Source organism: Paenibacillus sp. J31R122 (genome assembly GCF_056269185.1).
Map to the genome: position 1 here is coordinate 19,141 of NZ_JBWDNM010000004.1, position 14,301 is coordinate 33,441.

General features: G+C 44.3%; 8 protein-coding genes. 5 read left to right on the forward strand and 3 right to left on the reverse strand.

The genetic code is table 11. The annotated features are described in order from the left end of the window. Positions 1 to 38 precede the first annotated feature (38 nt). The 5 genes from AC0YN7_RS08430 to AC0YN7_RS08450 all read left to right on the forward strand — a co-directional run bounded on the left by AC0YN7_RS08430 (position 39) and on the right by AC0YN7_RS08450 (position 10,526). Positions 39 to 1,820, forward strand: coding sequence for a hypothetical protein (locus AC0YN7_RS08430; RefSeq protein ID WP_475809530.1), 1,782 nt, complete (start codon positions 39 to 41; stop codon positions 1,818 to 1,820). Further along, entirely contained in the window at positions 1,820 to 2,893 is a 1,074-nt protein-coding gene (gene bglB, locus AC0YN7_RS08435; protein WP_475809531.1) for a beta-galactosidase BglB, read from the forward strand. The genes AC0YN7_RS08430 and bglB overlap by 1 nt, the downstream gene beginning before the upstream one ends. Before the next feature lie 22 nt (positions 2,894 to 2,915). Beyond that, complete coding sequence (locus AC0YN7_RS08440; protein WP_475809532.1) at positions 2,916 to 4,868, forward strand: hypothetical protein; 1,953 nt, start codon at positions 2,916 to 2,918, stop codon at positions 4,866 to 4,868. A 539-nt stretch (positions 4,869 to 5,407) separates the two neighbouring features. Further along, positions 5,408 to 10,123: an Ig-like domain-containing protein gene (locus AC0YN7_RS08445; RefSeq protein WP_475809533.1), complete on the forward strand. Its 4,716-nt coding sequence runs from the start codon at positions 5,408 to 5,410 to the stop codon at positions 10,121 to 10,123. Between the two features lie 85 nt (positions 10,124 to 10,208). Then, positions 10,209 to 10,526 (forward strand): S-layer homology domain-containing protein, encoded by a 318-nt coding sequence (locus AC0YN7_RS08450; RefSeq protein WP_475809534.1) that lies wholly within the window; start codon positions 10,209 to 10,211, stop codon positions 10,524 to 10,526. A 123-nt stretch (positions 10,527 to 10,649) separates the two neighbouring features. On the opposite strand, the gene AC0YN7_RS08455 is transcribed toward AC0YN7_RS08450, so the two are convergent. From AC0YN7_RS08455 to AC0YN7_RS08465, 3 genes are read right to left on the reverse strand one after another with little or no spacing between them, the layout of a single operon-like run. Then, the gene (locus tag AC0YN7_RS08455) at positions 10,650 to 12,248 is read right to left on the reverse strand and encodes an ABC transporter substrate-binding protein (protein ID WP_475809535.1); all 1,599 of its coding nucleotides are present in this window, start codon (positions 12,246 to 12,248) and stop codon (positions 10,650 to 10,652) included. Between the two features lie 50 nt (positions 12,249 to 12,298). After that, positions 12,299 to 13,186, reverse strand: coding sequence for a carbohydrate ABC transporter permease (locus AC0YN7_RS08460; protein ID WP_475809536.1), 888 nt, complete (start codon positions 13,184 to 13,186; stop codon positions 12,299 to 12,301). A gap of 31 nt (positions 13,187 to 13,217) precedes the next feature. Then, entirely contained in the window at positions 13,218 to 14,171 is a 954-nt protein-coding gene (locus tag AC0YN7_RS08465; RefSeq protein WP_475809537.1) for an ABC transporter permease, read from the reverse strand. Between the last annotated feature and the right edge of the window lie 130 nt (positions 14,172 to 14,301).

The window sequence follows — 14,301 nt, forward strand, 5'->3', positions numbered from 1 at the left end:
ATTAGATATTTATTTTAATGGAGCGGGGCGGCCTTAACATGAGCATACAGACGGAACGTAATTGGCAGAAACAATGGCAGCAATTCTGGTGCAAGCTGAAGTTGGAGGATGGGTTGATCAATACGGGCAAGCCAGGTCATACAATTGAGGCTTCTAAAGTTATGGAAGCACATGATGGAAGGGATACGGCAGCCTATTATGCAATTGCTACTACACTCGGGGAACTGGAAGAATTGCAGGGGCTGCAGATTTTAAGGGAGCTTGCGGATCTGCAAATTTCGGACGAGACGAGTCCGCATTATGGAGCTTTTCGCTGGTACCGAGAAGAAACCAAAGTCAATGATTCGAATGCTGCCTTCTTTATCCTTATGCCTCTTGTCGTCCTTCGGCTTTATAGGGAAGAACAGATACCGGAGACTCATCGTGAATTGCTCGACCTTATGATGGTTCGAGGTGCAATCTGGTTCGAACGCGAGCTGAAGAAGCCGATTTTCTATTACTCGAACAAAATTGTAAGTGACGGCGCTCTGCTGCTCGCTATCTCCAAGCTTTGTGGCTTGCAGCACCATTATAAAGCGGGAATTGACTTTTTTGAACAATGGCTGGACTACACGTCTCGTCGGGGCTGGGGCTGGGGGGAGAATATCAGCCTTGTTTATATCCATGTCACTATGAATGCACTTCGTATTGCTAGTATTTCTCTGAATGATGAGCACAACAAGGTGTATGAAAGAATACTAAAAGTGATGGACGGATTGCTTGATTACGTCCGTTTTCATGGCGGATATGAATTGGTGCCGTCGATCCGAAGCTACAATTTTCAAGGCGATCTGCACCCAAGAAGCCTGATGTGGAAGATTGCAGGAATTAACAGCGATTCGACAATAGAAGCTGATTTATCAGATCTAAGTGGCGGTATCGCGGATCTACTATTTGAGGAGGAGCTGCAGAAGACGGAACCTACATTAGAGCTATCTACGCCGCGTAGTCGGACCGAACGGATTATGGATTCCAACTATGCTCACACGTGGGTAGGAGTGACCGGAAGGATCGGCAGCGTGAATCGGTTCCCGGTCATTGCCGGATCCTATCAATATCCGACTTGGGGCCTCGCTTGGCAATCGTATCCTGTATCTCTTGCGGTGAATGGGCAGCAGGTTTCTTTTCTATGCTGGCATGCGCATGACGGTGAACGTGTCAGAACTCATCCTGCAACCTACGAGAACGCTTATTTAGGTCCAGCATTGTTTCGAGAAACTTCGTACCCGGACACCCAATTACGATCCGTTCAGCAAAGCAATGTAGTGCTGGTTGTACGCAGCATGAGCAGAATTCACAATGAAGTGAGCGAGCTTGCTGACGAATGGGTTGTGAATCGCTGGTCGGGTGAACTTCAAAAGGTAGCAGGAGCAGACGGAAGGGAATGGACGATTCTACAATATCCACAGTCAGCAGTACTCATCACACCGCTGCTCGGCATAGCATATGGCGATGAAGCCCGTCACGTACCTACTCTGAATTCTGTGCTCGATGGGGATACGCTCAAATTAAGACAGGTACTCTATTGTGGAGAGACGAAGCTTTTGCAGCAGCCGAGGTTGGAAACGGGATGGGCAATCTACTATGCCGATGAGATTAACAATATAGTTGATGCAGCTTCTCTCGTAGCCCGATTCCAAATCGTAGAGGTTTCATATAAAGATGGAGAGGTTCCCCGAGAAAGTTATACGGAAATTAGATCTGCAACGTTGTATGACGGAGATGCAAAGCTAGCTGAGCTTCAAATTGACCCACATAAAATAGAAAGCGGTGGCGAGTAATGAGTGAAACGATTCATGTTGACAAGCAAGAAGCTCATGCAATCATCGAAAGAGTCATTGGGCAGCTCAAAGATTTGAAAGACGGTGTTGTAGAAGAAACTTGTCCAATCGGTATTATTTCCATTGAAAACTGGGAGTGGCCACAAGGGGTTGGCCTATTCTCCCTCTATTTATACTACCGAAAGACCAATCGTACCGATATTAAGCAGTACCTAATCGATTGGTTTGACCGAAGAATTGCCGAAGGGCTTCCTGCTAAGAACGTCAATACGATGTGTCCGATGCTTACGCTGAGTTTCCTTGCCGAAGAGACAAGGCGTGAAGATTATATGGCTCTTTGCCGAGAGTGGGCTGAGTATGCCGTTCAGCAAATGCCGCGTACTGAGGAAGGGGGTATTCAGCATGTCGTTTCGGGTCATTTGAACGAAGGTGAGATTTGGGATGACACCCTCTATATGACCGTTTTATTTGTTTGCAGGATGGGGCTATTGCTAGAGGAAGAACAATATATCGACGAGAGTGTATACCAATTTCTGCTTCATCTCAAATATTTGACTGATCGACGTACTGGATTGCTGTTTCACGGTTGGACGTTTAATGGTCGTCACCACTTCGCTGAGGCACTGTGGGCACGCGGCAATTCCTGGTACACAGCAGGTCTAGTCGATTATTTGGAAATGATTGAGCTCCCAAGGCCGGTTGAACAGCTGCTGTTATCCGCATTGGAGCAGCAAGCTGCTAAGCTTGCTGAACTACAAGCAGCTGATGGCTTGTGGCACACGCTGCTGGATGATCCGAGCTCCTATACAGAGACATCAGCAACTGCGGCATTTGCTTACGGAATTCTGAAGGCGGTACGTAAAGGTTATTTGCCTGACACTTATCGCGAGATGGGGATCAAAGCGTTTAATGCGGTCGCAGCAAAAATCGATTCCGAAGGTGTCGTGCAGGGTGTATCTTACGGTACTGGAATGGGTCGAACGCTTCAAGAATACCGGGATATTCCGGTCTGTCCGATGCCTTATGGACAATCAATGGCGCTTCTTATGTTGATTGAGAGATTGGAGCATTAGGGGAAGAGGGTCGTGGTTCGCCATGGATAAGCGTTTTTATGGACTGCAAGAGCAGAAGGAGAGAACGAAGCATATTCTTCAGTTGTTTGTTCGTTATCGTTTAATGGATTTCGATGTGCTCGGAAATTATATCGGCACGGACAGTATTACCGGATTGCGAGAGCGCTTATGGTTTGCTTATTCCTTCCTAGCGGAGGGGTCGGAGGAAGCCTGCTTGAAGGGGAATACTATAATTGTAGTGAGTGAGTATTCTCACTGCCACTTCGCACCGAAAATCGCAATTCAAATCCTGATTAAATACGGTGATAGGCTAACGGATGGAGCTAGGGAAAAGCTTTGGAGTTATCTGGAGGACGTCATTGAGTACAGCGCCTCCGATGAGATGGATTTCGTTGGCGTTAACGATAATTTCCCCTGCATGAGTACCTTCATTACGCTGATCGGTGGACAGCTTCTGTCACGCCCTCATCTGGTAGAGATTGGGGCAAAGCGCCTGCATCAATTGAAGGATTTGCTTATCCGGCGGGGGTTTACAAGCGAGTACAATAGTCCGACCTATACGGGGATTCAGTTGGAGGCATTAGCTGAGTTGGCTAACTATGTAGGGGATCCGGAGCTAAGGGAGATCGCCCTTCTATGTGAGGAGCGTATCTGGGCGGATCAGTTCACCCACCTGCACCTACCCACCTCTCAGGTAGCTGGTCCTTATTCCCGTGCGTACACCTACGATTCGATGGGACAAGCCCAGCATTTTGCGATCTATGCGGTACTGGGGGACCTGCTCCCCGTTAACCCGCTCAATACGCTATTTTCCTCGGTGGACGCTGAGCCAGGACAAATCATTCATCTAAACAACAAGGCGTTTATGCAAGCGACTGTGGCAAGCCTGCTCAATACGGTATACCATTGTCCTGAAGAACTTGTTCAGCATGGGCTAAACAAGACCTACCCGTATGAAGTTTCGGGCACCACGGAGTTTTCCTCTTCTTCGGATGCCCACGCTTGGGAATCGCCGCAGGACCCTGTATTGGTTGAGGACATGGTGGAATATCCAGCGGGAACGGGGAGAGTTACGACGTACATGACGGAGGATTATGCGCTGGGAACCTCCACGCATGAATTCCATAACGGGGTGCAGACCGATTCCTTCCATCTGCTCCTTCGTCGAGACTCGAGAGGCAAAGCAGCACCGGGCAATACCCGAACATATTATTCCAGATACTTGATTAATGAGAAGAAGCCAGGCCAATCGAATACATATGAGAGGATGGCGTGTAGCTCAGGGGACTATTCCCTTTGGGACGAGGGTCGGAAGCAGGCTATTCAACATAAGCAGACGGCTATGGTGCTTTATAAACCGAAAAGGTTTGGTCGGTTGGGGGTAACGAGCCTTAAGTTGTCTATTATTATCCCGTGCCAGTACGGTGATCCTGACGAAATTTGGTTGGGGGAACGAAGATTGGAAGAGTTGACTGGTGATAGCACTGAGCCATGTCACGTATTTGTAAAAGATGGATCCGTATATACGGCCTTCTATCCGCTCCTGCTGACAAATCATGGGCGGCAAGCTGCGGTTAAGGTGGAGCGAGCGAACGGATATTTGATGCTGTCCTTCTATAATTACGAAGGCAAAGCAAGGGGTTTCGACGCTAAGACATTTGTGCTGACGGGCAATGGATTCGTTGCCCAGGTGTCAAGCGAACGAGAAATCGGTAGCTTTGAGAGGTTTTGTCATGCAGCCACTAAGGCGAATATTGAGGACCAGACGTTCGCAAGCGTACATTCTCGGCATACGGTGCTTCGAAGAACAACCTTTGAGACAGAAGGAACATCCCTTTCCTGCGAGTACAGTCCAATAAGCGAAGGCATTAAAAAAATAGAATTGAACGGGCGGGTTCCCGTTAATGAGAAACTTTGTATTAGCGGGTATGATGCCAGTCGGCTGCCGTTTAACGCTAATGATTCGCTGAAATAGAAAGCATCTCTCGGAATTTATGCATGCAAGAGATGAAGCAGTACAAAAAGGAAGATATTAAGCAACGACCGTTTCACGGTATTCTACCGGGGAACGGTCGTTTAGTTTTTCTGAAAAAGGATCTTAAATGTCACGTTTTTTATAAACAAAATCAAATTGTGTATGTTGCAATAAAGGTGTATAAGTTTGAGGGAGACAATTGGACGGGGCGTTTATAGTTTTGTGTATCGTGGAAAAAAGTGGATTTACGAATAGGGCATTGGTAATTATAGTTAAAATCAAAAGGGGAGGTGTTGCTCATGAACAATTCTACATGAACTCTGTCACGAACTCTAGTGGAAGTCTAGAAACAAAAATTAGGAAATGTGGCACAAGTTTCTGAACGATATGAATTCCTATCAGATCTGCAACAGCAGGGTTCCCCTACGTCATTTTGAAAGCGATTGCAAATAAGGTGCTTACTCAAAGCTATAAACCTATGGCCAATCTATGGCACTATTATTGCTCTTGAAAAACAACTTAATAATCGGAGGTTCGAGATGAATAAAATGCTTATGAAAGCAATCAAATTAACAAGTGTTATCACGAGTTTATGTTTGCTCATTTCTTTGAATGCAATTTCTCCCGAGCAAGTAAAAGCAGCATCAGAGCAACCTGAGGTTGTACTGAATGACCATTTCGATGACTTAGAGGTAGGAAGCACACCTGAAGGCTGGTCTCTTAACGCGAATGGTACTTTAACTGTGGTGGATAATAGTACTGCTACTGGAGGAGAAGGCAATGTCGTAAAAGCCTATCGCACGACAGCTGATTCATTTGGGGCAAATAGAAATATAAAAACATCCCTCGGGGATATAGTAACGTTGACATCAGACATATACGCGTTGCAAACGAATGCCATTGCATATTTCAATGTGAGGTCCACTGACGGAAAAACTGTCGCAGAAATTAATATATATCATGATGGTAGGATTGTAATCAATGAGGGTTCGGTAAAGGCGCTTTCTTCATATTCGGCAAACAAATGGTACAATTTGAAATTGGAAATCAATACAGCATCAAAAAAATACGATGTTTATATTGATGGGGATTTAGTAGAGTCCCAGCGTAGTTTTAGAGATACAACAGCAACTAGTGTAGGGGATTTACAGATCGGTGTAGCGAAGTGGGGAACGCAAGGCGTTTTTTATTATGACAATATTAAAGCAGAGAGAGTAGCAACTTCTTACGTACCTGTTACAGGCATAACTCTTGACCAAACCAATGTAGCTCTTAAAGTGAATGATACTGTACAGCTTACACATGCTATCCAGCCGAGTCATGCAAATAATCCCAAAGTCATATGGTCATCAAGTAATCCTGGGGTAGCTTCTGTAGATGGAAATGGTAAAGTTCTTGCTAAAAGCGTGGGCAACACAATTATAAAAGTGCTGTCCGCAGAAGGGTCTTTTGCAGCAACCGCTGCGGTGACTGTACAGGACGTGCTAGTTGAGGGAATAACGATAAGTGAAGTATCGACAAACGTATCTGTAGGAGCAAGAAAACAGTTATCAGCGCAATTGATACCAGCAAATGCTTCTAATCGTAATATCACATGGTCATCCAGTGATTCTAATATAGCAGATGTTGATGCATCAACTGGATTACTCACAGGTGTAAGTCTAGGAACCGCAACAATAACAGCTACAACGGAAGAAGGTCACTATCAAGCACAAAGTACAGTCAAAGTTGTAGATCCTGTTGTACAGCAAAGTTTCTATGTAGCACCAGATGGCAATGATTCTAACCCTGGCACTTTGGAACAACCCTTCAAGACGATCGTGAAGGCTCGCGATGCCGTTCGCTCCATGAACGCTGCAATGACAGGAGATATTATCGTTTACCTGCGGGGTGGAACTTATTATCTTGCCGATACTGTCGCCTTTAACGAGGTGGATTCAGGGTCGAATGGTTATCAAATTGTGTACAAGGCATATGAAGATGAAAAACCGATTCTAAGCGGTGGGAAGGAAATTTCAGGGTGGACACTGCATAATTCTGACCAGAATATATACAAGGCTGCCGTAGGAGAAGCTATCGAGACGAGACAATTATATGTCAATGGAGAACGTGCCGTCAGAGCTAGAAGTAAGGGAGGTCTCTCTAATGCAACCAAAAATGTAAACGGACATACCACAACAGATACCTTCTTGGCATCGTGGAAAAATATCAGTGATCTTGAAATGGTATATTTTGATAAATGGACGAACCCAAGAAGTGGGGTAGAATCTATCACAGCTGACGGAAATATTGCTTCTATTAAAATGAAACAGCCAGGATGGTTTTACGCTACCAACAAAGGCTCATCATCCGCTACAACTCCGAAATATTATGAAAACGCTTATGAACTGTTAGATGCTGAGGGAGAATGGTATCTGGACCGGACAGGTGCCATCGACGGAACAGCTTATACCTTTTACTACAAGCCAAATAAGGGGGAAAATATGTCGACTGCCAATGTGGTGGCGGCAAAGCTGGAGCAGCTTGTTACGTTACAAGGCAGCTCAGTGGAAAATCCTATCCTGAATTTGCGATTCGAAGATATTACCTTTATGCATAGCACCTTCTTAAAGCCTAACGGCGATACCGGACATGCGGATGCGCAAAATAACGTCATTAGGCAAGCACAGTGGGGGACTATCAAATCGGGGGAATACATTATTGACGCAGCTGTAGAGTTGAAATTTGCTAATTTCGTCACATTCGAAAGAACAAATTTCACTCATCTTGGCGGTACCGGTATTAACATGTATGCAGGATCGCAGCATAATTTGATCAAAGGTTCTGTCTTCACGGACATCTCGGGTAATGGTGTTCAGGTTGGGGATTACACGGATATCAGTATATTGGGAAGCGAGAATAATACACTACATCCGGATGAGCGTTACTTGCTCATAAACAATGATATAAAGAATAATTACATTACTAAAATTGGAGTTGAATATAAGTCTGCATCGGCGATCGGCGCTGCAACGCCGCAGGATATGGATATTCTCAATAACGAAATAGGGCATGTTCCATACTCCGGTATTCATCTTGGTTGGGGTTGGACGGCTTATAAGACCGGTACAAAAAACAACCGAATCCAATATAACTATGTCCATGACGTAACGAAGGAAGTGCCAGATGGTGGGGCGATCTATATATTAGGAGATCAGAACGTAAATTCTATTAGTTCAATCATCTCTGATAACTATATTAATAATCAAGTGAAAGTATATGGAGCGTTATATTTGGATGAGGGAGCAAATTACTATCAAGTTGAAAATAATGTAATCAATGTAGCGCCGTCCTGGCTTCTAATCAAAGATGCTCGGAATACGGTTAACAATACGTACACGAATGTATCCGCTTATGCAAGTCATCCTGCTCCGGGGTCCTCGAGCAAAGCTGTGCCAACGAATACAGTTCTTGTAAGTGGTGGTAATTGGCCTCAGGCGGCAATAGACATTATGAATAATGCAGGAATTCAAGCCGAATATCGGGATATCATTCCGCCGATAAATTTGTTTAGAATCACAGCGCCTGCTTCGATATCAGCGGCCATTGGAGCGGCAAAGACAGCGGAAGCTCTTGGACTGCCCGGAAAAGCAACACTGGTCACGGATGCAGGAAATATGGATGCCAGCGTGACTTGGGATTTAGATAGTGCAAGCTATGATCCTACTATTACGACGGCGCAGAACTTCACGGTAACGGGCGAAGTAATACTGCCTGAGAGAGTTCAAAACCCGAACAACGTTCCATTGACAATCAGCATTAGCGTAAGTGTAAAGAATGCCGAATTAGCAGCCCATTGGAAGTTCGATGAAGGCTCCGGTACAACTGCCGGCGATTCTACAGGCAACAGCAGCAACGGAACGCTAGTTAAGAACCCGACTTGGACTGATGCGGGCAAGCTCGGCGGAGCGCTTGCTTTCAGTGGCGGCTCAAAAGTCGAGATCGACTCTTTGATTCAAACGGGTGACGAAACCGTTGCGTTCTGGTTCAAGACCTCTCAAGGGGCAACAACCACTACAAGCATTTTCCGTCATTCTAATCGTTTCACGGCACTTCAATTGGTCAGCGGAGGCCAAGCTCGCGCAGCCTATTGGCCTGAGGGTTCATCAAGTTATAAGGCGTTGACGTTCCCATGGACTTATAACGATAACGAATGGCATCTTTATGTCGCTTCCTACGGCCAAGCAACAGGGATGAAGATCTATCTCGACGGTAACTTAGTGGCAAGCGATGCAACGAATCTTGGCGCGCTTTCAAAAACATCGGACAAATTAGTGCTAGGAGCCACTGAAACTGGCACGGAAGCATACAATGGACTGTTGGACGACGTTCGCGTATACAGCGGCACGTTGACCCAGGCCCAAATAACTCAATTGCTGAATGCAAAGCAAGAAACGCCTCAATCTACATTGACAGGTTTGCAGCAAGTGAACCCTGGTCAGACATTTGATGTAACGATGGGCTTGAGCAATGTTACACAAAGTGTATACCAGCACATGTATGCGCAAGATGTGACGCTTCATTATGATCCGGAACTTTTGGAGTTTGTATCGGTTACATCACTCAAAGACGGATTTAAAATTATTGACCATAGAGAGGATGTAGCGGGACAAGTTCGAATTCTTGCCGCTAGCGTAGCTGCAGCGCAAGACGTACTTGCCCAAGGCGATGTATTGTCATTCAAGTTTACAGCTAAAGCTGCAGACCAAGCAGTGAATACGACAATCTCTGTGAGCGATGTTGTCATTGCTAACAAAGATGGGGATGAGCTCTCGGTTGGTGAAACTTCAACCGGGTTTGAAATAAGTATCCCAGTGGATAAGACAGTGTTGAATGCATTAATCGCGAGCGCTCAAGCCAAATATGATGCTGCAGTGGAAGGAAACAGGGATGGATTGTATGCGGCTGGATCCAAAGCTGTATTACAAGCGGCTATTGCTGCAGCCAATACGACAGCAAACGATCTGAACGCTACGCAACAACAAGTGGATACCGCCAAAGCAACATTAGCATCAGCCATTGAAGCGTTTGAAAGCATGAAAATAAACGCAGATATCAATGGTGGAGGAGTCCGTATTGGTGACTTGGCTATTGTAGCAGCAGCGTACGGCACACAACCAGGTAAAGCTGGTTGGAATGCGAAAGCGGATGTCAACAAAGATGGTAAGATTGATATTGAGGATCTGGCGATCGTAGCTAAAGCGATCTTGCAATAAAATAACTCAGAAGCTGTAATAAGTTGTAATAAGGGGGAGTGTAACATTCCCCCTTATCTTTATTAATGAAAGGATGAATCAATCTATGATCCGTAAACTCCTTATATGCAGCTTAGCTTTGTTACTATATGTTTCCGTCTTGCCTCCGAAGGCTGCGTTCGCAGAGAAGGCACCTGCCTTTTCACTATCAATCACAAATGCTAATCCAAAGGTAAATCAAACCTTTCAAGCATCCTTTGCCGATGCGGACAAAATTGCTGTGTGGGCAAAACCATCAGTAACCGCGGCGTATGAAGCAGGCCTTATTAAGGGGCGTGGTATGAACCTTTTCGCACCAAATGAAAATGCAACGAGAGCGGAAGCGGTAATTATGATCTTGGGGATGTTGCAATATGGAAAATAACGAATGAGCTAGTGCTGCTTATATGGCTAGCGGGAGGCATATGAGATGCGCCTATTGGGGGGAAATGTTAAAATCCGGTGTACGATTACATCGATACACCGGATTTCACTATGGAGTGCGAGATTATTTGTTTCTCCAAGCGTCATATTGAGCTTGTTTTTCTTTGATGATGTCATCTACGCCAGCCGTTTTCAAACGCTCGAGGAATTTAGGCACAGTTGTAGTCGGGTCAACAGATCCAGAACTGATAGCCGGAATCATCTCAGTAGTAACGGAAGAGACGTTGGCGATTTGCGTTTTTACAGGAGTTGGGTCAAATACAAATCCTGACAATGGTGAAACATCTGCTGTTTTATCGTTTTCGTAAACGATTGTCTTAGCTTGTCTACCAAGTTCACCAGCTGCATTTTCGGCATAATCAGCACGGTTGAACGTTGGGCTGAAGGATTGACCGATTTGCCATTCATTCCAGTTAAAATTATATTTGCCTTCAAGTTGAGTGAAGTTACCAGTTACTTCGTCGTATTTGTAGTCAACGTCTTTTTCACCTAATGTAATCAGTTTGTACAGATCATCGTCAGTGTTTAGCAGCTCAATTAACTCTACAGCTTTTTCAATATTTTTTGAACCTGAATTGACAGCAACGTTTGCATTGGAACCAGCAGATGCTGAAATCAATGTACGAGTAGTCGATACGGATACAGAAGGGGTTTTTTCGAATGTTGACATGGACATACCCAGCTCTTGACCAGGAAGATCGACGCTGTCAGGCCAGCCATAGTTCATTGCTGCAACAAGCTTACCAGCTTTACGATCGGGAGTCGTATCTTTTACTGTTGCACCATCTTTACGCACATAGCCTTTATTGTACCAGTCGCGCATAATATTTGCGTATTCAGCGAACTCTGGTGTTTCAAACTGGTTAATAACTTTGTTAGGATCATTAAGATTAACCCAGCCTGGAGTTGTCAAATCGCCGACAGGCTCCATATCCCAGTAAAGTGGTTCATTGGCGAAGAAGCTATGAGCGGAGCTAGTTTCCCAACCAATCATATCCTTATGCTTTTCTAGCGATGCGCCAATGAATGGACCGATCAATTTAAGTGCTTCTATTGTGGGCTTGCCTTTCACAGCTTGCCAGTCAAATCCAGTTTCTTTAATAAGATCTTCGCGGAAGATAAAGCCATTGCGCTTGGCAACGCCCCATTGCTGATAATTGACAACCGAGTAAATTTTACCGTCTACTTTCGCACCATCCCATAGACCTTGAGGGACGTTGGCATACGTTTGTGGTGCAAGCTTGGGAAGAAGATCAGTTAAGTCTGCATAAGCACCTTTGGCGGCGTTTTCAAAGTAATTAATTCCACCCCAGTATGCAGTGAAAGCAAGATCCCAATCGTCGCCAGAATTGATCATCAAATTCATTTTTTCAGCATATGTGCTGCCGTCAACCATAACGAAATTTAATTTGGCATTGATTTTTTCTCCAATAATTTCGTTAGCTTTTTTCATAATACGCTCAGACTCATTGACAGGGCTGTTCATCATGTAGAAGTTAAGTTCTACGAGTTTTTCTTTTTCTTTCTCTTTTTCTGGAGCCTTTGTCTCAGTTGGTGAAGCCGCAGGATCGTTGGTAGCGTTCGGAGTAGCTTTCGAGCAGCCAGACACGATCATCGTGAGAAGCAGAGTTAAGCTGATCAACATCATAGAAAATTTTTTCATTGAAATCCCCCTAAAATTTTAATTTTATTCTCAACTAGATTTCTGTAAAATTACTCTTTTACAGCACCTATTGTTAAGCCTTTTTCAAAATACTTTTGTAAAAATGGATACAATAATATAATTGGACCGATGGCAAGTACACAAGTAGCCATCCGTGCACCTTCACTAGGAAGCATGCCGATAGCGGCTTCCATAGATTTAGAGGCTGCTGCATTGGCTTGTAAATAGCCAATATTGTTCATTAAAGATTGCAGTAAATATTGCAAGGTGTACAGCTTCGGCTTTTCAATATACAAGGCAGTGGTCATCCAATCATTCCAGTAGGAAATCGCTGTGAACAGACCAATAGTCGCCAGTGACGGTTTAGAAAGCGGAAGTGCAATACTGAAAAAAGTACGAAATTCACCTGAACCGTCTATGCGTGCAGACTCGAACAAGGAACTAGGAATCGATTTGAAAAAGTTTTTCATAATGAGCACGTTAATCGCTGACACAAGGAAGACGACAATGAGTACCCAGATCGTATTTTTAAGATGCAAGTATCGTGTAATCAAGATGTAGGATGGAACAAGTCCGCCATTGAACAGCACGGGAAGGTACACGAATAAAGTGAGTGCATTACGATAGGTAACTTCTGGCTTCGTCAACGAATACGACAGCATCGAAGTAACAAGTAAATGCAGCAGCGTACCGACAACGGTTACGAAGATCGTAACGCCGTATGCATTGGCAATCGAGCCTGCCCCGCTAAACACATAGCGATAAGATGAAATATCGAACACTTTGGGAATTAAATGATATCCGTCTACCATAAGCGACTTTTCAGATGTAAACGATATCGATACAACTAATAGTAGCGGAACGATACAGGCTAGAGCAGATATAATGAAAAGGAGATGAATCATAACTTTTGAAAGATGAAGCTTTCTTACTACCATGGAACTCCCTTCCTTTCTCTATGTTGAACGATTAAAATAAGGCGCTGTCGGGGTCTGTTTTCTTAATAATATAATTAGAAATCAGGACAAGAACGAGACCAACCACTGCCTGATATAGACCAATTGCAGCTGACATGCCGTAGTCGTTCAGCTTTTTCAAAGAGCGGAATACAAGGGTGTCGATAACATCCGTTGCACCATATAGTGCTCCTGAATCATTGGAAAGGGTATAGAATCCATTCCAGTCGCCTAATCCGCCATTGAACAACTTACCTACCCATAACAGCGTAAGGACGATAATTATCGGTTTCAGCAAAGGCAGTGTAACATATTTGACTTGCTGCCACTTAGAAGCGCCATCCAATTGAGCAGCTTCATAATAATCCGTATTAATCCCCGCGATCGCTGCTACATACAATACCGAATAGTAACCGATATTTTTCCACAGATAGGCAAAGGGAAGAATATAGCGCCAATAAGAAGGCTCACTGTACCAGTAAATAGCTTCTCCACCATTTGATTCGATAATATTGTTGACAATGCCTCGGTCTACACTAAGCATACCGAACACAATATACTGGACTACAATCCATGAAAGGAAAACTGGCAGCAATATAGCACCTTTATAGGTGGCTGAGAGCCCTTTATTTTTCACTTCGCTCAATAGAATGGCCAATATTAGTGCACCGAGAGTAACGGCAACCATTTCTATAATATTGTAGAAAAGGGTGTTGAACGTAACAATTTTCGCTGTTTCAGATTTAAAGAAAAATTCGAAATTTTTGAACAGCGGATCCATCCATGGGCTTCCGAATATACCATCGCGTGGGTTGTAATCTTTGAAGGCGATAATGGCACCGCCCATTGGGATATAACACATGATGGCAATAAACAGTAGGCCGGGTGACATCATTAGATAGAAGGGAAATTGTTTTTTTGCGCCGCGCAGTGCTCGGTTATGAATTGGTTTTGCCATTAGTTTCATTGAGTTCACCCCCTTCCTTGCATTGCATTTCTGTCTTCCTTTATTCTAGGTCCAGGTTTTTTTTTCCTCAACAAACAAAACTATCATTTTCTTAGTTTTTCGACACAAGGCATCTCTAAAAAATAATAAA